The organism is Mesobacillus harenae (assembly GCF_013343715.1).
Taxonomy (GTDB): Bacteria; Bacillota; Bacilli; order Bacillales; family Cytobacillaceae; genus Mesobacillus_A; species Mesobacillus_A harenae.
Map to the genome: position 1 here is coordinate 195911 of NZ_JABUNR010000006.1, position 18663 is coordinate 214573.

At 40.4% G+C, this 18663-nt stretch carries 20 protein-coding genes; 10 read left to right on the forward strand and 10 right to left on the reverse strand.

Features of this window, described 5'->3' with window-relative positions; translation table 11 throughout:
* Positions 1-32 precede the first annotated feature (32 nt).
* Positions 33-1076, forward strand: a complete 1044-nt coding sequence (locus HRJ06_RS09525) for an ATP-binding protein (protein ID WP_174732406.1) — start codon at positions 33-35, stop codon at positions 1074-1076.
* A gap of 11 nt (positions 1077-1087) precedes the next feature.
* On the opposite strand, the gene HRJ06_RS09530 is transcribed toward HRJ06_RS09525, so the two are convergent.
* Both HRJ06_RS09530 and HRJ06_RS09535 read right to left on the reverse strand, forming a co-directional pair.
* Positions 1088-1615 carry a MerR family transcriptional regulator gene (locus tag HRJ06_RS09530; RefSeq protein WP_174732408.1) on the reverse strand — a complete coding sequence of 176 codons (528 nt, stop codon included), beginning with the start codon at positions 1613-1615 and terminating at the stop codon, positions 1088-1090.
* Positions 1616-1660: 45 nt separating this feature from the next.
* Positions 1661-2611 carry a MerR family transcriptional regulator gene (locus HRJ06_RS09535; RefSeq protein WP_174732409.1) on the reverse strand — a complete coding sequence of 317 codons (951 nt, stop codon included), beginning with the start codon at positions 2609-2611 and terminating at the stop codon, positions 1661-1663.
* Positions 2612-3096: 485 nt separating this feature from the next.
* On the opposite strand from HRJ06_RS09535, the gene HRJ06_RS23570 reads away from it, so the two are divergent.
* Positions 3097-4032 (forward strand): DMT family transporter, encoded by a 936-nt coding sequence (locus HRJ06_RS23570; protein ID WP_338421071.1) that lies wholly within the window; start codon positions 3097-3099, stop codon positions 4030-4032.
* A 218-nt stretch (positions 4033-4250) separates the two neighbouring features.
* Here the strand turns inward: HRJ06_RS23570 and HRJ06_RS09545 are convergent, their stop codons facing one another.
* Positions 4251-4430, reverse strand: coding sequence for an H-type small acid-soluble spore protein (locus tag HRJ06_RS09545; RefSeq protein WP_174732410.1), 180 nt, complete (start codon positions 4428-4430; stop codon positions 4251-4253).
* A 131-nt stretch (positions 4431-4561) separates the two neighbouring features.
* Here HRJ06_RS09545 and HRJ06_RS09550 point away from each other — a divergent pair, with 131 nt between their 5' ends.
* Both HRJ06_RS09550 and HRJ06_RS09555 read left to right on the forward strand, forming a co-directional pair.
* Positions 4562-5296 carry a hypothetical protein gene (locus HRJ06_RS09550; RefSeq protein WP_174732411.1) on the forward strand — a complete coding sequence of 245 codons (735 nt, stop codon included), beginning with the start codon at positions 4562-4564 and terminating at the stop codon, positions 5294-5296.
* A gap of 33 nt (positions 5297-5329) precedes the next feature.
* On the forward strand, positions 5330-6118 hold the full coding sequence (locus tag HRJ06_RS09555) for a S1C family serine protease (protein ID WP_174732412.1): 789 nt from the start codon (positions 5330-5332) through the stop codon (positions 6116-6118).
* Positions 6119-6125: 7 nt separating this feature from the next.
* Here HRJ06_RS09555 and HRJ06_RS09560 read toward each other — a convergent pair whose 3' ends face one another.
* Both HRJ06_RS09560 and HRJ06_RS09565 read right to left on the reverse strand, forming a co-directional pair.
* Positions 6126-6278 carry a hypothetical protein gene (locus tag HRJ06_RS09560; protein WP_174732413.1) on the reverse strand — a complete coding sequence of 51 codons (153 nt, stop codon included), beginning with the start codon at positions 6276-6278 and terminating at the stop codon, positions 6126-6128.
* Positions 6279-6480: 202 nt separating this feature from the next.
* Entirely contained in the window at positions 6481-7581 is a 1101-nt protein-coding gene (locus tag HRJ06_RS09565) for an AbrB family transcriptional regulator (protein ID WP_174732414.1), read from the reverse strand.
* Between the two features lie 183 nt (positions 7582-7764).
* Here HRJ06_RS09565 and HRJ06_RS09570 point away from each other — a divergent pair, with 183 nt between their 5' ends.
* The 3 genes from HRJ06_RS09570 (at position 7765) to HRJ06_RS09580 (ending at position 10303) form a co-directional block, all read left to right on the forward strand.
* A complete protein-coding gene (locus HRJ06_RS09570) occupies positions 7765-8916 on the forward strand; it encodes a lactate 2-monooxygenase (RefSeq protein ID WP_174732415.1) in 1152 nt (383 codons plus the stop codon).
* A 161-nt stretch (positions 8917-9077) separates the two neighbouring features.
* Positions 9078-9221 carry a hypothetical protein gene (locus HRJ06_RS09575; RefSeq protein WP_174732417.1) on the forward strand — a complete coding sequence of 48 codons (144 nt, stop codon included), beginning with the start codon at positions 9078-9080 and terminating at the stop codon, positions 9219-9221.
* A 446-nt stretch (positions 9222-9667) separates the two neighbouring features.
* On the forward strand, positions 9668-10303 hold the full coding sequence (locus HRJ06_RS09580) for an FMN-dependent NADH-azoreductase (RefSeq protein ID WP_174732419.1): 636 nt from the start codon (positions 9668-9670) through the stop codon (positions 10301-10303).
* Positions 10304-10774: 471 nt separating this feature from the next.
* On the opposite strand, the gene HRJ06_RS09585 is transcribed toward HRJ06_RS09580, so the two are convergent.
* Positions 10775-11431: a carboxymuconolactone decarboxylase family protein gene (locus HRJ06_RS09585; protein ID WP_174732421.1), complete on the reverse strand. Its 657-nt coding sequence runs from the start codon at positions 11429-11431 to the stop codon at positions 10775-10777.
* A 230-nt stretch (positions 11432-11661) separates the two neighbouring features.
* Positions 11662-12615, reverse strand: coding sequence for a bile acid:sodium symporter family protein (locus HRJ06_RS09590; RefSeq protein ID WP_174732424.1), 954 nt, complete (start codon positions 12613-12615; stop codon positions 11662-11664).
* Positions 12616-12817: 202 nt separating this feature from the next.
* On the opposite strand from HRJ06_RS09590, the gene HRJ06_RS09595 reads away from it, so the two are divergent.
* The 3 genes from HRJ06_RS09595 (at position 12818) to HRJ06_RS09605 (ending at position 15497) form a co-directional block, all read left to right on the forward strand.
* Positions 12818-14503: an FAD-binding protein gene (locus tag HRJ06_RS09595; protein WP_174732426.1), complete on the forward strand. Its 1686-nt coding sequence runs from the start codon at positions 12818-12820 to the stop codon at positions 14501-14503.
* Between the two features lie 23 nt (positions 14504-14526).
* Positions 14527-14844, forward strand: coding sequence for a 2Fe-2S iron-sulfur cluster-binding protein (locus tag HRJ06_RS09600; RefSeq protein WP_174732511.1), 318 nt, complete (start codon positions 14527-14529; stop codon positions 14842-14844).
* Positions 14845-15035: 191 nt separating this feature from the next.
* Positions 15036-15497 carry a hypothetical protein gene (locus HRJ06_RS09605; protein WP_174732428.1) on the forward strand — a complete coding sequence of 154 codons (462 nt, stop codon included), beginning with the start codon at positions 15036-15038 and terminating at the stop codon, positions 15495-15497.
* Between the two features lie 363 nt (positions 15498-15860).
* On the opposite strand, the gene HRJ06_RS09610 is transcribed toward HRJ06_RS09605, so the two are convergent.
* Genes HRJ06_RS09610 through HRJ06_RS09620 form a run of 3 tightly spaced genes read right to left on the reverse strand, consistent with a single transcriptional unit; the run spans position 15861 to position 18663 of the window.
* Positions 15861-16652 carry a putative hydro-lyase gene (locus tag HRJ06_RS09610; RefSeq protein ID WP_174732430.1) on the reverse strand — a complete coding sequence of 264 codons (792 nt, stop codon included), beginning with the start codon at positions 16650-16652 and terminating at the stop codon, positions 15861-15863.
* A 23-nt stretch (positions 16653-16675) separates the two neighbouring features.
* The gene (locus HRJ06_RS09615; protein ID WP_174732432.1) at positions 16676-17869 is read right to left on the reverse strand and encodes an NRAMP family divalent metal transporter; all 1194 of its coding nucleotides are present in this window, start codon (positions 17867-17869) and stop codon (positions 16676-16678) included.
* Positions 17870-17892: 23 nt separating this feature from the next.
* Positions 17893-18663, reverse strand: coding sequence for a LamB/YcsF family protein (locus HRJ06_RS09620; RefSeq protein WP_174732434.1), 771 nt, complete (start codon positions 18661-18663; stop codon positions 17893-17895).

Below are 18663 nucleotides of genomic sequence, written 5' to 3' on the forward strand. Positions count from 1 at the left end.
ATTATTTTTAAATTATCGAAAGGGGCACTGAAATGGAAAAATCAAACGGGCAGATTGATTATAAGCAACTCATTCCAAGACGGAATGGATTTGTTTTTAAATATGTAAAAGTTAATGATGATTTTATCCATACCTTTATTGAAGGAGATCTCCTTTCGAAAATGTCTATGACTCCCGAAATGGTCATCGGTAAAACTTTGTGCGAATTTCTACCTCAAAGGGAAGCTGATCGTAAACGCACTTTTTATGAAATCGCATGGAGTGGCGAGACCGTTAATTATGAGGGAAGTGGCGGAGATGTTTTATATTTAGTTTCCTTAAGCCCTCTACTTGCTAACTCGAAGGTTGTGGAAGTTAGCGGAACTGCAATCGACATAACACAAGAAAAAAAGAATGAGCAACGCGTCCGGGATATTGAAAAGCTTGCTCTTGTCGGGGAATTGGCAGCAGGGATTGCTCATGAAATCCGCAATCCATTAACTTCTATTACTGGTTTCACCAAAATTTTGAAGGAAAAGACTACCGACCAAAAAACTGAGGAATACCTTACTATCATGCTTAGTGAATTGGATCGGATAAATACGATCGTGAACGAGTTTATGTTTATTGCGAAGCCAAAGGAAAATATGGAAGTGAAAGAAATAAATATAAATGACTTAATTTCCAGTGTTCTTCAATTCATGGGGCCTCAATTCACCCTAAAAAACACTCAGATTACCACTAACTTTGCTCCTCCATTTCTTGCCTTGTGTGATCCAAACCAAATAAAACAGGTAATTATCAATTTAATCCAAAATTCAATAGAATCAAGTGAGAATAATAACCATGTTGTGATAACTTTGCTAGAAGGGAAGGACAACTATTTAATAGGGATTTCAGATAGCGGATCGGGTATTACAGGGGAAAGGAAGAAACGGTTGTTTGAGCCATTTTATACTACAAAAGAAAAAGGAACCGGCATGGGATTGATGGTCTGCAAACGAATCATCGAAAACCATAACGGAACCATTGAAATTAATAGCAGTGAAGGCGAAGGGACAATTGTGACTTTGAATCTTCCTAAAAATATGGGGTGACAGGCACCCTTTTATTTAAATAGCATATGGATGATGTTTTTCTTTTTGGTTCGTTTGAGGGGGGTCGGTTGGTCTAGTATGATTGGTTCTTCATTTATTGCGGGTGACTTTGGTTGTTTGTCAGCTAGCTTTGTTTCCAGGATCTGGACCCGGCTTGATAGACTTTCAACTAGCTTTTGGAGTTCTTCAATCTCCTGTCGGTGCTGAAGAACCTGATAGGAAACAACATCATTTGCTTTTTCGTTTAGGCTGCGCTCAATGTCCTCCATCCGAATTTGAATTTTCTTCATCATCACAAAGTCTGTGCTTTGAGCTTGAATCACGCCTTTCCTGACAGGCCTTTCAGCTGCTGCTGCAAGCTCCTGCAGGCCTCCGTTTTTAACTTGTTCCTGAATTTCTCTTAACAGTCCAATATCATGTGTATTAAAAATATAATGGCCACGTTCATTTTTCTCCATCGGGAGACCAAGCTGTTTAACCCAGCGTTGAATTGTACTGGCCGATACTCCGAGCAACTGTGCCGCTTCACTCGAATTCATAAAATTTCCTCCTTAAAAATTGAATCTCACAAAGAGTGATTACGCTTATTTCCAAATTTTCCACCAGCTTTTTTCTTTGCTTGCTGCCACTAGCCGAAAGCCCTCGACCATGTCCTGGAAGGCAGCCTCTCGTTGTTTAACCTCCTGCAGATATAATTCACGTTCATCATTAATCGTTTCAATATAATATTTTCTGTCTGTATTAAGAGTATCAATCAGGCTCGTTATTTCATGATTCGTGACCTCACTAGCATTAGAGATATAGTGAACAAGAGTTTTGAATTCTTCAGAAGCTGCTTCTGAAGAATCGGAAATACGAAGCTCAAGGGAAGAAATCTGTTCGGAAGTGCCCTTTGAAGCATTCGCAATGTCCTCCGACAAGAGTTCGAGCGTTTCAGAACTATGTTTCGAAACCTTTTCAGACAGCCCTTGAAGTTCAGCTTTTGTCTTTTCTCTGGACCTGAGGATCGAGGTAGATAATTTTTTAACCGTTTGCAACGAACCTGACGAAATTTCCTGTCTTACTTCTGGGATCAATTCCTTACGAATCGTCGCTTTAATTTCGGACTTCACTTCATTTATCAAGGTTTCCTTATACGCTTCCATCGCTTCAATAAATCCGTGAAGGTTGATTTGTTCGGCAACTGCAGTGGTCTCTGGAGGCTCTGTCATTTCACTTGAAACGGTTAGGGAGGTTTCTTCCGTTTCGAAACCTTCATGTGACTTTTCCTTAAAATCCTGTGAAGTTTCTGTTAAATGCTTTTTAAGCAAATCGGCGATCATATTCTTGCTTAAGTTTTTTCCGCGCATTTCTTTAATTTTTAATAAAAGGCTCATTTCAGTTTCTGTGTAAAATCTGGCTCCCTGGTTCGTTCGAGGGATGATTAAAAGTCCTTTCAAATCCTTCTCCCACTGTCTGATCGTTCCAGCGGGCACATTGATCTTTCTTGAAACTTCCTTAATCGTGTATGCTTTCAAAAATTGGCTTCCATTCATAACTAATACTCATCCTTTCAAAATATGGTTGTAAGTGCAGATGAATTCTCTTTACATACCAATTCAGCGCAGACCCCAGCATATTCCTGCTGCCTGACAAAAGCTCTCAAAAGAAGTGGTTCTTCAACAGAAATCGGATAAAACCAACAGCATAAATAGGGCAAGTCAAAATTCCGACAATATTGGGTGTCCTGTTTTCGTGTTTCTTGGCAAACTGCTGTAAAATAATAGGGAAAAGTTGTTCGGTGACACGTTAAAATGATGGAAAGATAGAGAAGAAAGATAAATTTTTTCACTTTCGAAAGGAGCCTCCGAATGGCGATGGGAAAAAATCACATTCGTTTGAAGGTATTTCGGATAATGAAATAGAAAGAAATACTGTGCTGAGAATTTTAGGTTTTTTAAAAAAATTACATCAGAGTCAGACAGCATAAAGGCCTGGCACCGTCTTTTCATTTGTCTCCTGTAAGAAAGAGGTTTTTATCGTGGCTTCTATTCAAAAGAATCAATCGGCTTTTCTTCTATTAATTTTAGCGAACATGATTTGGGGCGGGAATTTTGTCATTGGCCGTATTGCTGCTGATTATTTTCCACCCATTACATTTTCAGTCTTAAGGTGGGCAATCGCTTTCTTACTGCTAACCCCATTTATGATTAAACCTTTTAAGCGGGATTTCAAGCTTTTATGGAGGCATCGATGGGTGATTCTGCTGCTAAGCGTAACTGGGGTTGCTGCTTACAATACGATTATTTACCTTTCTTTGCACTATACGACTTCTATTAATGCATCCATTGTGAATTCTACTATTCCATTGTTCATCGCCTTGTTCTCCGTGATTATTTTGAGAGAAAAACTTACTGCCATGCAGGGAACTGGGATCATCCTATCGGTATTTGGGATTGCTTTTATTCTCTCAAAAGGCTCTTTTCAAGTTCTTCAGGAGTTTTCCTTTAACAAGGGAGATCTGTTTGTTTTAACTGCTGTTGTATGCTGGAGCCTATACTCTGTGATTATTAAAAAGTATTCACAGGTACTGCCAGCTTTCAGCACTCTCTATGCAACATCATTCACTGGGCTCCTTATTCTGCTTCCATTCTGTTTTTATGAATTGAGCCGTGCTCACCAGCCAATTTTACTAACACCCGGGAGTTTCTTAATTTTGGCGTATGTAGCTCTTTTTGCTAGCATTGTGGCCTTTCTTTCCTGGAATAACGGTGTATCGAAAGTAGGGGCATCCAAGGCAGGGATTTTCCTTAATTTATTGCCGGTTTTCGCGGTTACTTTTGCCATCCTGTTTACCAATGAAGAGTTGCACTGGTATCAGTTAGCAGGCGGGTTCATAGTAATATGCGGTGTGATTTTATCCTCAAGAAACACGTTGAGATTGTCAGTCCGGCCTAAAAAAGCTGTTCATTTATGATTGTTGTTTATTTGTAGGGTTTTAAGGAATAGAAAGAATCAGTTTAAGGCTTCTTCACAGGGGGACTCCGAGTCTTTCGGAGGTATTTTTACTTTGTTCGAAGGCTTTGAGTCTTTCGGAAGTCACTTTCGAGTCTTATTCGGAAGCAGGATCCGAGTCCTTCGGAATAAGCTTTTGACTGATATAAAAAAGCATGGAGTGGAAATCCACGCTTTAAGTTATGATTCAGTTAGCGCATCAATGGAAACAAGCTGCTTTTCTTCGTGGCTTCCTCTGGAATGTACTGTTGCCATGCTGGACGTTTCATCAACATCTTCGATCCAGATCGGGACGCCATGAAAGTGCACAGGTATTTCTTTATTGGATGTGAGTATTTCCTTCACACGATTAAGTTCCATACAATCACCCCTTTTTTCTAGTTTTTCCGATAAATTAAAAGATATGTATAGTTTTAGTAACGGGTTGTTTAACTATGGGAAGCATACCTTGCTTAACAATCCAAATGATTCAGCAGTTCGGGGGCTTTAAATTGAAAAAGATTTACATACTATTTGGAATATCATTGTTTTTGATTGCAGCTTCTTTTTGGCCGATGTTTCAGACTTTTAGAGAATTTTGGGCAGGGTATAAAATAAACACACAATATGATATACAGCATGCCTATGAGAGGCCTGATGGCTGGAAGGATATAGTCGATAGCCCGCACCTTACCGTAAATGGATTGCAGATTGGAATTGCAGAAAAGCCTACAGGTCAGTTAGCACCTTTAACGGAATGGGACAGGGACGAAAATGTTCCCCCAGGAGAAATAACCGAGATTCACTTTTTATTAAATGGGAAGCAAATCTCGAGTGCAGATGAAATTTGGCTGTCTAACCGAAGCAGAGGGAGCAGGTATTTTTCCTGGCTGGATATATTAACGGTAAAAAACAGATCAACAGGAGAGAGTTCAATCAAGATTGTACAGAGACTGACAGATGATCTGATTCCTTTAGACAGCAGGCAATGGAAGATCATTACTATTGACCACAACCAGAGCGTAACAGAGGAAAGATTTTTCTATAAGGAAAGAGCTGAACGGCCATTGGCAGTAAAGCTTATTAACTTCTCGCTAACTGGTTTATCATCCATGGGCTATTACTCAAACATCTTGCAAGGATATCCCAATCTTATTTTTCCGTTTATTTACCCATGGCTAATGTTCACTGCAGGTCTCATCATTTTGGGAATCTCAATAAGGATGCGCATAAAGAAAAAAACATAGCTATAAATATCAACAAAGCGAGGGGAAACTCGAATGAATGAAGATGAACAGTATAAAGCCAAACAAAGCCATACTGAGAACGAAGAAGACCAGGAACCACCACTAGAGGACTTTCTTTTTACTGAGGAAGAACTTGAAGAAAGTGAGAAACGGAAGAAAAACCGGTCGTTTAGTGCTAAACTAATTGCTTTAATAATTGCTGCTGCCCTGTTAATAAGCGGAACGGGGGTATGGCTGGAGGTTTTTAATCTGCCGTCATTTATAAAAAAGTCCAATGAACTATCGAAAATAGAAAATATCCAAAACTATAAGGAAGCAGTCGTAACAATAGAAAGTGAACGGAGCAAGGGTACAGGGTTTAACATTTCGCCGCACGGCTATATCATCACCAATTACCATGTTATTGAAAATGCAGGAACCCTTCAAATTATTTTTCCACATGGAGAATTTTTCACAGCAACGGAAATAGAATCTCATCCTGAACTTGATATTGCTCTGTTGAAAATTGAGGGGGATGAATTACCTTATTTAGAGCTTCAGGAGGAAAAAAACTGGCAAGTTGCAGACCCAATTTACGTGATTGGGAACCCTTTGGCATACAGTCAGGTTGTCATGGAGGGGGAAATCTTGCAAAACACAGCTCCGATGCATATTTCTGCACCGATTGAAAAAGGGAATAGCGGCAGTCCAGTCATTAATCATAATGGAAAAGTAATTTCGGTTGTTTATGCAAAGACCATTCCACAAATTGGGGCAGATGAGGACGCTGCGGGACTAGCCGTTCCGGTTGATCAAATTATTGACGTGATGAATGGAAGATAAAAAAGCATTAATCAGCTTTTTCAATGATTAATGCTTCGCATATCAAAAGAATGTCTTCATAAATGGTTTGTTGTACTTGATCATTCGGACTGTTTTTATATTCATCGAATAGGTGGTCAAGTTCTTTTAAAAAGATTAACCGCTCCTGATCTTGGATCATGGGAAGAACTCCTTCTCTTAACAAAACATTTCCTTATGTAGGTAACAATAATTTTTGCGAATAACTAGTTTTTTATTCACATACTATCAATTTCTTATTATGGAGAATTATCTACTGCCGTCAATCCGATTGAGAGAGAAATTCTCTCTTTTATTGTGATACATTGGAGGAATGCTTATTGTAAAAGCTTTAGCCCCGGTCTTTATACTTTATAGTTACTTGCAGCTTCTTTTTTCAAAAAAATCTTAAATAACACTTTTAGTATTGGCGGGATGGCAAAGTAAATAAAGAAAAGACGGAATAACTGATAGCCTGTTACCATTGATAAATCTGCATTCACTTCATGAGCTAGAATGGCCATTTGGTCCATTCCTCCGGGTGCAAGACTAAGAAAACCAGTTGCCAATGAAATGTGAAGCTGATTTACAAGCACAAGGCTTAATCCATATGACGCCATAATCATTAGCATACCGCTCAGCAAGGCCAGCGAAATCATTTTTGTTTTGTGCTTTAATTTCTCAGGTTTCATCAGCCTTCCTATATAAACACCAAGGAAAAACTGAGATATATCTAACGCATGCACTGGAAGTGGCGGGCCCTGAATTCCGCTAATCGTTAAAATAGCAGTCGCAAGCATTGGACCAAGTAAAACTGCAGTCGGAAACTGCAGTTTTTTTGCGATAAGTGCTCCTGCTACAGCCACTACTGCAAAAATAATATAGCGTCCCATGCTTGCCTGGACAGCGGCTGTTTCCGAGAAACTAGCTGAAGTAAAGCTGTTTTCAGCACCAACCATAGGTCCGAACAGCAGAAAAGGAACAAAAAAGACAATCATCAAAAGTCTTGCTACTTGTAAAAAAGTAACGATTGTTACGTCAATTCCTTTCGTTTCTTCTGCTAATACAATCATCTGTGAAAGGCCGCCCGGAATACTGCCAGTCAAGATCGTCGGATAGTCTACTCTTGTAAGCTTTGAAAAAAGGTAGGCAATCACTGCACAAAATGAGATAACCAATACTGTCATCAAAAGCATAATAGGCAGACTGCCTGCTATTTGCAGGGTAGATTCCTTCGTAAAAGCAAGTCCAATCGAATAACCAATTATAATGAGGGCAATATCTCTAAAAACAGGGGGCCAATATAAGAGGACAGCTTGGAAACGAGAGACAATTAATATGGCTGCCATTGGCCCAAGCAGCCAAGGTATTGGAGTATTTATCAGATTGAACACGAGGCCGCCCGCCAAAGCTGTAATCAAGGCAATCCCGAATCCATATATTTTTACATGTGTTTGTTTATCCATAGTAAGAAACCAACTTTGCTGTTGTTTTTTCTTTCAAGATTTTATTTTACCATTAATTAGTAAAGAGTTTTCTCTTTTTGCTTAGCAGGAGGGCGGATAATTTAAAAATTTCAGAAACAAGCAGGATTCATCGCAGGTAACAAAGAAGATTATAAAGATAGTATAACCATAGGAGGATATCAAATGAGTTTTGGAAATGTAGTGCAGCAAAAAGTTTATAATCATCTAGAAGAAGCCGTAGTTCCTGTATCCTATGAGGATCTGGAGAGGGAAGCAAAAAACAAACTGGAAGCTGCGCCTTATTATTATGTCGCTGCATCAGCCGGCGGGGAAGAAACAGCTGATGCAAATCGTGAAGGCTTCTTAAAATGGAAAATCGTACCTCGCATGCTTTGTGACACTTCAAAGCGAGACCTGAGCACCGAATTATTTGGAAAGAAACTCAGCTATCCAATTTTATGTGCTCCTATAGGCGTTCAATCTATCATTCATCCTGAAGGAGAACTGGCATCTGCACGGGCTGCTTCGGAAATGGACATCCCCTTTATTTCGAGTACTGCTTCAACCCATTCACTAGAGAATGTAGCTGAGGCAACCGGAGACGGATTAAAATGGTTTCAGCTGTATTGGAGCAACGACCGCGAGATTGCGGCAAGCATGGTTAAACGCGCCGAGGCTGCTGGTTATTCAGCTATAGTCATAACAGTAGATACTCCAATGATGGCTTGGAGGGAGAAGGATATTGAAAATAAATATTTGCCGTTTATACAGGGGAAGGGGATTGGAAATTTCCTAGAAGATCCGGTCTTTTGTTCAAAACTAGCCAAGCCGCCGAAGGAAGACATGGCTTCAGCGACTAAGCTATGGTCACAAGTATTCGGTAACCCTACCCTTACTTGGGATGATTTACAATACATAAGAATGCATACTTCACTGCCAATTCTTTTAAAAGGAATCCTCCATCCTGATGATGCAAAACTCGCAGTTGAACATGGGATGGATGGTATTATTGTCAGCAACCATGGCGGCAGACAGGTAGACGGAGCGATTGCTGCAATTGATGCTTTACCGGATGTTTGTGAAGCAGTGGCTGGAAGAGTGCCTGTTCTAATGGATAGCGGCATTAGAAGGGGGGCAGACGTTGTAAAGGCTATTGCACTTGGTGCACAAGCTGTACTTGTCGGGCGCCCATATATTTACGGACTTGCACTAGCAGGCGAAGCAGGTGTCAAGCAAGTGCTGCGTAATTTAATTGCAGACCTTGATCTAACCATGGCCTTATCGGGAAAAAAATCATTAGCTGAAATTGACCGTTCATTGCTCAAAAAGGTTTAAATAGGAATAACAAACCTGAATGAGGAAAAAAGACCTATACTTACCAGGACGTTTGAATTATAATTGATTTATAATTTTCTAAATAATTAATTTATTTAAATGTAATTATATCGAAAATTATGCTCATACTATTCTACATAAGACTCCTGGAGGTGACAGGCATGAACGATAAACCCCTTCACTATGATGGAAGTGTACCGGTTGAGGGTGCTTCAAGCAGTGAACAAGCCGTTAACGAATTCAAAATTACCGATGAAATGAGAAAGAACATTTCTGGAAACCCTTTTGAAGGAACTGAAAATTAATAATTAAACAGATAAGGATGTGCCTCAGGCATTTCCTTTTTTTTCAGCCTTTTTATACTTTCTTATTGATTTTCGCTGAAGGGTACTAGGTTTCCACGGGACCTTGATTTGGGTCCTCGAATGAACCCGCGCAAAATGTACATGTAGTTTTGAGTAGCCTCGCCAATTAACCCAACACTCTTTTTTAGTTGGATCCAGATTTCGAGACTGACTGTTAACCCACTTCCGATATATCCGCCTCATATTTTCAGCGTCTGTGTTTACTTAAAGGCGCTTCCGTTTTTTTTATTAGTTTGTGTTTTAATGAGCAAATTATTGGATAAATATCAGTGGAAGCATTACTATTAGTTCGAATTAAAAATATCTTAATTCAAAGGACTGAATGAGTTTTAGTTAAATGCTGCAAACTAAAACGACAAAACCACATGAGAAGGCAGGTAAAAAAAATGGCAAAAGTTTTATATATTACAGCTCATCCCCACGACGATGCTGTTTCCTTCAGCATGGCTGCAGGAAAAGCGTTTATTGACGAGTACCAGCAAGCGAAACCAAACGATGAAGTGGTCCATATTGACCTTTATCGTGAAAATATTCCACAGATTGATGTTGATGTTTTTAGTGGCTGGGGTAAGCTTCAGTCGGGCCAGGGATTTGATGATTTATCTGAAGAGGAAAAAGCCAAGGTTGGCCGTCTTTCTGAATTAAGTGACCAATTTGTTTCAGCTGATAAATATGTCTTTGTCACACCGCTTTGGAATTTCTCTTTCCCTCCAGTCATGAAAGCTTATTTAGACTCAGTTGCAGTTGCAGGGAAGGCGTTTAAATATACTGCAGAAGGCCCAGTTGGTCTTTTAACAGATAAAAAGGCACTGCATATCCAGGCACGCGGTGGAATTTATTCAGAAGGTCCAGCTGCTGAAATGGAAATGGGCCACCGTTACCTTAACATACTCATGCAATTCTTCGGAGTTCCATCTTTTGAAGGCTTGTTTATCGAAGGACATGCTGCTATGCCTGACAAAGCACAAGAAATCAAAGAAAATGGGATAGCTCGTGCAAAGGATCTTGCTCATAATTTTTAAGAAGGAAGGCTAGCCAAGCTGGCCTTTTTCCATCAAAAAAACCACCTCTTTTAAAGAGATAACTGGTTCGATTTTCGAATACAAAGATAAATCAGCAGTTCTATTCACAACTGAATTAGACTGCTTTTTTTCTGGTTATAGGTCATTAACAAAATGAACAGTGAAAAAGCCCTGTAATTCGCACTTCTTTTTACATAATGACTTAATTTTTGTCAGTGTGAGAATTCATATGCCAATTAGGGAAGCTAGGAATGATGTTATTAGCAGCTTACTAACACTAACGAGTATTAAGCCCTGAAGATTATGGACTATTTATTTTTTTCATAAGATTGGTATAAAAAATGCTTGGAGTCATAACCTCCAAGCATTTTCTATTTACCTTACCAATTTGGTTTTTAGTGCAAATTACTATACGAATTCGTATTTTGTACTACAAAACAGAATCCGTTAGTTAACGGAGGTGTTTTCTTTTTATTGGTCATAAGCATTAAGAGCATTTACACTGTGAGCAATTGCTGAACCTGCTTTTAAAGCGGTAGCTACAAGAATGGCCTCGGCAATCTCCTCCAGGGCAGCTCCTTGTCCTTTTGCTCCTTTAGTATGAATATCGATACAATATGGGCATCCAGTCGTATGAGCCACTGCAACAGCCACCAATTCTTTTTCTTTAGCCGTTAACTCACCTGGTTTCATTGCCTGTTGATCAAAAGCAATAAATGATTTGAAAATATCTCCATTCAAGTCTGAGAATTCCTTTAACCTTTGAAAATAAGAGCTTTTGTACAGCTCATCAGGAGCTCCGCCATCAAAAGCATTAAGCGCGTTTACCCCGTGCGCGAGAGCTGAACCTGCTTTGAGGGCAGTTGCTACCATGATCGCTTCCGAAACTTCAGCTTTAGTCGCCTGCTGATTCTTTACATTATTGATATGTACTTCGATACAATAAGGACATCCGGTAGTATGGGCCACTGCCACAGCAATAAGCTCTTTCAATTTCCCAGTTAACGCTCCTGGGGCTAATGCTGCCTGATCAAACTGAACAAAAGCTTTAAACCCCTCGGGTGCAAGTTTCCCCAACTCTGCAATCCTGCTAAAATAAGATTTTTTGTATAAGATATCCTCGCTCATAGTTATCTCCTTTAAAACGTATTTAAAAGCACTCTATATTTTATTCGACATACGATTGGGAATTCCTACCTGCTAAATTTAAATTGTGCAACTGCTAGAGATGGCATTCCTCAGCATGGAAAGTGTTACACCCAGATTAATCCCGTTTTGTGTGACTAGCCATTGTAAGGAGAGCTTGCTGTTAAACTACCTTTTCATAATTTTTGAAGTGACAACATTCAAAAGGATCATTAACTTGTCTTCGCCTTTACAGGTGAATCGGTGTTTTTGGAAAAGAAGCTTGCTATAAATGAGCCTGATGATAAATTAATGATCATAGTGATGATAGGAGCAAGAGCAGCGAGCTCGCCTATAAATTCATAAGCCAAAATGGCTGCAAGCACGACATTGCAGGAACCTACCTGAAATAAGATAGCCCGCGCATCTGCCTCAGCAATCGATAGTTTTTTTGCAATATAATAAGAGGCCCCCATTGGAAGAAGCACTTGTATGACAGCCGAGAGCGCTATCAATGGCAGCAATTGAATCTGAGAGGCGATAGCAGACTTTCCGCTGCCAATAATCGAGAATACTATCAAGATGATTGACAGAGAAGAAGCAAATTTAACTACCGGTTTAGAGTAGATAATAAACATTGGAAAAGTACGTTGGACAAGGAGTCCAGCTGCCAGGGGCAGCAAGACAATGTATAGAAAAGACTGTAATAAATCCCAAAAGGAAATAGTAATATTTTGACTTGAGATAGCATAAAGGGATAATGGTGTCACAATAGGGCTAATTAAAACATCTAGTAACGAAGCGGCTACTACTAATGATGAATTTCCAGCAGCTAAAAATGTATAAAGAACAGCTACCGTTGCACTTGGCACGGTTCCTGCCAAAATTACCCCTGCTGCTATTTCTGGATTGGAGGAGAAAAATAGGAGGGCAAGGGCGATTGAAACAAGTACGGTAAGTGTCCATTTTAATAAGACTGCTATAAACAATTCTTTTTTTTTGTTTTTTATATCTTTTAGTGATGAGACATTCAGGGAAAGCCCTGCAAAGAAAATCACTAAGCCTAACAACATCCCTGGAATCCAGGAAGGTGTTTGTAGTGGTGCTTGTGTTAGATAGGTTCCAACGGACACAAGTAGAATTAACAGGGGCAGATAGCGCGAGAGCAAATCAGTGATTCTTGCCATTTGAACCTCCCTTTCAAAATACCAGTATTAACCTATTCTATATGAAAGAAAATCCCTAGTAAAATATTAAGTTAGTAATTTACGCTACCTACAAGCAAAGGAATACAGGTTACTTTTCGGCAAGATCTTCTTATGAGATAATAAAAAATATAATGGTTTCTGAATTATTGGTTTTTTTAAAAAAGCCTAAGGGAGGATGGGTATGGAAGAGAAATACAGTACAAATGTATTGGTAATAGGTTCAGGAGCAGCTGGCATGATGGCTGCAAGAGCAGCTGCTGACGAGGGGGCAGAGGTAATCATAGCCGATAAAAGCTTAGTCGGCAGAGGCGGCGCAACCATTTTAGCCCAGATGACTGTAGCCGTTGCGCTGGGAGAGGCCGAAGAGGATAACCCTGATATCCACTTTACCGATACAATGGAAGGCAGCAGAGGGCTGGCAGATCCTGAGATCGTCAGGACGATAGTGGATAGGGCTCCTGAAGTCATTCTTGAGGTTGAAGGCTACGGAGTCAATTGGGCGAGGACAAAGGATGGGAAACGTTCACAGGTAGTTTCACCCGGCCATTCCCGCCAACGATGTGTGTATGTGGATATTTTAAATACAGGAGGAGCTACGTCTCAGGGACTCAGAAAATCCATTTGGAAAGATCCGAAAATACAAAGGTTAAAAAATGTCATGATAACGAAACTTGTTAAGAGTGAAGAGCACATCGTTGGGGCTGTTGGATTCTCTATGGAGGATATGACGCCTGTCAGCATTTCAGCTTCCCAGGTCATTTTGGCAACAGGGGGACTAACGGAAGCGTATGAACGAAACAGTGCCTCAACCAATATGACTGGCGATGGTTTTATGCTTGCCTCTGAGGCAGGTGCTGAGCTCTATGATATGGAAATGGTTCAATTCTTCCCAATTGCCCACTTACATCCACCACTGGTAGGGATCGACCCGATTATGTGGGATCCCTTCCGTTACAAGCTTGGTGGAAGGCTGTTAAACGGAAACTTAGAGGAATTTATGGACAAATACGCAGGTGAACAAGCCGGAAAATACACTGCAACCCGAGATATGACCAGCTATGCAATTTTTAAAGAGGTTGAGGCAGGGAGGGGAACCCCTCACGGAGGCGCCTATTTGGATTTTAGAATGGTGCCTAGAGAAAAATTAATGGAAGGATTCGGTCCTGTTATTGATATTTTAAAATCACAAGGAGTTGATTTAACAGAGGATTTAGTCGAGGTCGCACCAATGGCGCATTTCATGCTGGGCGGCGTGAAGGTTGACAGTGAGATGAAGACCAAAGTCCCGGGACTGCTTGCCTGCGGTGAATTGATCCTTGGAATGCACGGAGCCAACCGCTTGTCAGGAAATGCGATTACAGAAGCTTTGGTAACTGGCAGAATCGCGGGTGAAACTGCAGCGGCAGCTGGTAAAGCTGGAGAATATGAAACTCTTGTACATACAGTAATGAAGAATGAATGGGAACGTCTACAGGCATTCTTGCATCCGAGAAATGTGGAGGCTGATGAGGCCTCTATGCTAAAAATCAGAAGGAAAATCCAGAAGACAATGTGGATAGGGGCGGGACCGCTTCGCACAGAGCAAGAACTACAAACAGCCCTCAAAAGCATTCGCTCTCTTCGTGAAGAATGTAAAGAGATAGCGTTAGCAAAAGCAAACAGCTTTGGATTATCCGCAGTTGAAAAACTAGAAGCCTATAATATGACTTTTATTGGTGAGGCCATTATTTTGGGTGCACTCGAACGACGAGAATCAAGAGGAGCTCACGTAAGGTTGGACTACACGAAACAGCAGGAGGACGCTGTACATTCCTGGTTTACTTTGGATGAAAATCAAAAATGGAATTATGGACAACGTGTTAATTAATCGAACGTTAAAATAGGGGAGTGATGAACTTGACTAACGTCACATTGAATATTACGAGAGGGGACAATACCCAAGGTAGTAACCTCGTCGAGTATAAAATCCCGTATAAACAGGGGGCGAGTTTACTTGATTTAATATTTTGGATCCGTGAACATGAAGATCCATCCCTCGCTGTCAGATATTCTTGCAAATCAGCAAATGCCTGCAAAGAATGCATGGCGCTAATCAATGGGAAAGCTGGATATTTGTGCAGCATCAGAGCTGATGATGAATCAGTAGTAACGATTGAACCACTAAAAGGGCGCCCTTGGTTAAAGGACTTAACTACAGCAATGGAATGAGTTTTTCTTAAAGTTAGGCAAAGAGGCATCCGGTTTTATCGGATGCCTCTTTTTAACGGCTTGGGTTTAGTTTACTTAATATCTAGCTAAAATTGATAAACAGGAAATGATCAATCGCTCGGGGGGGTTTTTTTTGAGGAAATTGGATATTTTAAAAAAGAGTCGAGAAGTAGGTTGAGGTGAAATCGCTTATGGTATCAAGAAGGCACTTAGTATTTAATATTTCTATAATAATGATTCCATGGTTATCATTGCTATTTATAGGAAAGCGTAGTGTGAAACGTTATTCTGTAGCAGGCGTTTTTATTGTCATTTTTGAGATTATTAATCATATGTATGGTCACAAGCAGAATTGGTGGAAGTTTTACGGTAAGCCAAAAGCCTTTATAAAGGATGAACTTCCTTTTAGTGTAGGGCCTTACATGCCTCTTTCAATGTGGTTGCTTAAAATATCGTACGGGAACTTTAAAAAGTTTGTGTTACTAAATGCTATTGCTGATGGATTATTTGCTTTTCTTTTCATGGATATTCTTAAAAAATTTAAGATCGTACGTCTAAATCGGTTAAATCGGCTTCAGTTTTTTATCTACATTCACTATAAGGCATATTTATTATACGGTGTACAATTTTTGTTTGAAAAAATAAAAAGGTGATTCAGAGGTGCTTTAATTTACTAAAAACCCCCTTAAGTCACATTCTTTCCTTCATGATATCTTGGAAGGATTTTTGAATGTCTACTTAAAGGGGTGATAATATCAGCAAGATGGTCTTTTTTTAAGCATAAGTATTTTGTAACAGAGTCTGTAAAACAACAGTAGCTTCCAGTTTGCTCGTTTCTGTGCGGTCGGCTCCGCTTTTAGGTTATCCAGCTTCGCCTCCTAGCTTCTCGAGTCGCTTCGGTCCATCTGTTGAAGTCAAAAAACGACTTCAACAGATGGCCCTCCAGCGCTTGTCGAAGCTAAACAGTCGGCTTCACATTAAGTTGGTCGGGACTGGACAGGCGCTTCCGCTTTTAATTATAAAATGCTGAATTGTTCGTTTTTTAGGTCGGTTATAAACATGTGGCCTGGTGCGTGAGTTATCATTATGTCGGGCTTTATATGCATAGCAACCGCCTGGGGTGTTACTCCGCAGGCCCAAAAGACAGGAACCTCGCCGTCTTTGATTGTGACACTGTCTCCAAAGTCGGGGTTATGAATATCCTTGATTCCAATCGTTTCTGGGTTGCCTATATGAATGGGCGCTCCGTGCACTGATGGAAATCGGCTTGTAACCTGGACAGCTCTTACAACGTCTTTTTCCGGCATAGGCCGCATACTGACAACAGTTGGACCGCTAAATCTTCCTGCTTCCACGCAAGGGATGTTTGTTTTATACATTGGAACATTGCAACTCTCTTCTATATGGCGAATCGGGATGCCGTTCTTTAACAGTGCTTCTTCAAAGGTGAAGCTGCATCCTATCAAAAAGCCCACCATATCTTTGTCCCAAAGGTCTGAAATATCTGTTCTTTCTTCAGTGAATTCACCATTTCGGTATATCCTGTATTTGGGGATATCTGTTCTTAGGTCCGCATTGGGTGCGGAGAGAGCAGGGATCCCGGAACCTGGTTCAGTCACATCAATAATCGGACAAGCTTTAGGATTACGCTGGCAAAACAATAGAAATTCAAAGGCTAAATCCTTGGGTAGGACGGCCAAATTACCCTGAATGAATCCATTTGCAAGACCCGATGTAGGTTTTAGCCATTGATTCTCTCTTATCATTTCTCTAGCCTTAACAGGAGTAAGTTCAGCATTGCTGCTCATTTTATAAATCCTCCTTTTAAAGTTTACTTAAACAATTGTGGAATTCCATTAATTAAAGAGTATCCGCCCATATAGGACATTGCCACAACGATAATGATTCCAAAGATAGTCATCCAAAGAGGGTGCTTATAATCCCCAACAATTTTTACTTTGTGAGCTGCGATAAGCATTACCCCTAAAGCGATCGGAAGGATTAACGCATTCAAGGACCCAACTAAAATAAGAATTTTAACAGGTCGACCTATTGAAACGAAGACAGCTGTAGAAATTATAATAAAACCAACAATTAACCATTTATGATACTTCTCTAGAGTCGGGCTAAACGTTCTGATAAACGATACGGACGTATAAGCAGCTCCTACAACAGATGTAACAGCAGCAGCCCACATGACGACACCGAATATTTTGTAACCAATATTTCCTGCAGCATGCTGGAAGACTGATGCAGGCGGGTTTGCCGGATCAAGAGCTAGGCCCTGTGAAACAACACCTAATGCTGCTAGGAAAAGGAAAATCCTCATAATTGAGGCAATACCAATTGCGCTGATTGAACTTTTGGTTACTTCTGGCAGAGATTCTCTACCTTTTATACCAGCATCAATTAAGCGATGACCACCAGCAAACGTTATATATCCTCCAACCGTTCCCCCAACAAGTGTAATAATAGCAAGAATATCAATAGTATCGGGAACGAAGGTTTTTACGACCGCTTCTCCAATAGGGGGCTGCGCCGTGAACATAACATAAACAGTAAGAGCAATCATCACAAATCCAAGTATCTGAGCAAAACGGTCCATAACTCTGCCTGCCTCACGAACGAGGAAGATACCGACCGCTACAATCCCGCTAAAAAGGGCTCCCATTTCTGGTGAAATTCCAAAAAGAACATTTGTACCTAGACCTGCACCTGCAATGTTACCGATGTTAAAGGCGAGACCTCCGGCTACAATTAAGGCAGCTAGGAAAAACCCTAAACCAGGCAAAACATCATTGGCAATATCCTGAGCACGTTTCTCAGCCACTGCAATAATTCTCCAAATGTTCATCTGAGCTCCGATATCAATGATGATTGAAATCAGAATTACAAACCCAAAGCTCGCAAGGAGTGTTTCTGTAAAAACGGTGGTTTGCGTAAGAAAACCTGGTCCAATTGCGGATGTCGCCATAAGAAAGGCGGCACCCAAAAGTAAACTTCTACTAGCCTTTTTCTGTTCCATTTCAATTCCCCCTAATAATATGTTTATGTTAAAAAGTCACCTATTTTGGCAACTTTGATCCCAGCGTCTTGCAGAGAAGACCGGATATACCTGGCAAAATCCAGAGCACTTTCCCCGTCGCCGTGGATGCAGATAGTATCCGCTTTAATTGAAACATCTGAACCCTGTAGGGATGTTACTTTTTCCTCTTTAACCATACGAATAACTTGGCTCACGGCAGTTTTAGGATCTTTAATCAAAGCATTAGCCTCTCGCCTGGAAGTTAATGAACCATCTTCCTGATATGTACGGTCAGAAAAGACTTCACTAGCAGATCGAAGTCCAATACGTTTTCCGGCCTTTACTAGTTCTCCTCCTGCCAGCCCAAAAAGAACCAGTTCAGGATCAACTTTATAAACCGCTTCAGCAATTGCTTCAGATAATGGAGCATTTTTTGCGGCCATGTTAAATAGAGCACCATGAGGCTTAACATGCTGGAGTTTTCCTCCTTCAGCTTTTACAAAAGCAGATAGGGCCCCAATTTGATAGACTACAAGGTCATAAGCTTCTTGTGGGGAAACGGCGATATCTCTTCTTCCGAATCCAACCAAATCATCCAAACCAGGATGGACCCCTAAACCTACATTCTTTTCAAGCGCAAGCTTTACTGTTTTCCGCATTGTGGCAGGATCGCCAGCATGAAAACCACAAGCAATATTTGCTGAAGTAACAAACTCCAAAATTTCTTCATCTCTTCCCATTAGGTAGGCTCCGAAACTTTCTCCCATATCACAGTTTAAATCGACAATATTCAT

Bases quoted from the DNA above. Each gene is read 5' to 3' on its own strand.
- HRJ06_RS09535 (WP_174732409.1), bottom strand. From the start codon at position 2,611: ATGAATGGAAGCCAATTTTTGAAAGCATACACGATTAAGGAAGTTTCA.
- HRJ06_RS09530 (WP_174732408.1), bottom strand. From the start codon at position 1,615: ATGAATTCGAGTGAAGCGGCACAGTTGCTCGGAGTATCGGCCAGTACA.
- HRJ06_RS09585 (WP_174732421.1), bottom strand. From the start codon at position 11,431: ATGAGCGAGGATATCTTATACAAAAAATCTTATTTTAGCAGGATTGCA.
- HRJ06_RS09590 (WP_174732424.1), bottom strand. From the start codon at position 12,615: ATGGCAAGAATCACTGATTTGCTCTCGCGCTATCTGCCCCTGTTAATT.
- HRJ06_RS09525 (WP_174732406.1), top strand. From the start codon at position 33: ATGGAAAAATCAAACGGGCAGATTGATTATAAGCAACTCATTCCAAGA.
- HRJ06_RS09595 (WP_174732426.1), top strand. From the start codon at position 12,818: ATGGAAGAGAAATACAGTACAAATGTATTGGTAATAGGTTCAGGAGCA.
- HRJ06_RS09600 (WP_174732511.1), top strand. From the start codon at position 14,527: ATGAACTTGACTAACGTCACATTGAATATTACGAGAGGGGACAATACC.
- HRJ06_RS09620 (WP_174732434.1), bottom strand. From the start codon at position 18,663: ATGAATATTGTCGATTTAAACTGTGATATGGGAGAAAGTTTCGGAGCC.
- HRJ06_RS09570 (WP_174732415.1), top strand. From the start codon at position 7,765: ATGAGTTTTGGAAATGTAGTGCAGCAAAAAGTTTATAATCATCTAGAA.
- HRJ06_RS09565 (WP_174732414.1), bottom strand. From the start codon at position 7,581: ATGGATAAACAAACACATGTAAAAATATATGGATTCGGGATTGCCTTG.
- HRJ06_RS09615 (WP_174732432.1), bottom strand. From the start codon at position 17,869: ATGGAACAGAAAAAGGCTAGTAGAAGTTTACTTTTGGGTGCCGCCTTT.
- HRJ06_RS09545 (WP_174732410.1), bottom strand. From the start codon at position 4,430: ATGGAACTTAATCGTGTGAAGGAAATACTCACATCCAATAAAGAAATA.
- HRJ06_RS09610 (WP_174732430.1), bottom strand. From the start codon at position 16,652: ATGAGCAGCAATGCTGAACTTACTCCTGTTAAGGCTAGAGAAATGATA.
- HRJ06_RS09555 (WP_174732412.1), top strand. From the start codon at position 5,330: ATGAATGAAGATGAACAGTATAAAGCCAAACAAAGCCATACTGAGAAC.
- HRJ06_RS09580 (WP_174732419.1), top strand. From the start codon at position 9,668: ATGGCAAAAGTTTTATATATTACAGCTCATCCCCACGACGATGCTGTT.
- HRJ06_RS09560 (WP_174732413.1), bottom strand. From the start codon at position 6,278: ATGATCCAAGATCAGGAGCGGTTAATCTTTTTAAAAGAACTTGACCAC.
- HRJ06_RS09575 (WP_174732417.1), top strand. From the start codon at position 9,078: ATGAACGATAAACCCCTTCACTATGATGGAAGTGTACCGGTTGAGGGT.
- HRJ06_RS09605 (WP_174732428.1), top strand. From the start codon at position 15,036: ATGGTATCAAGAAGGCACTTAGTATTTAATATTTCTATAATAATGATT.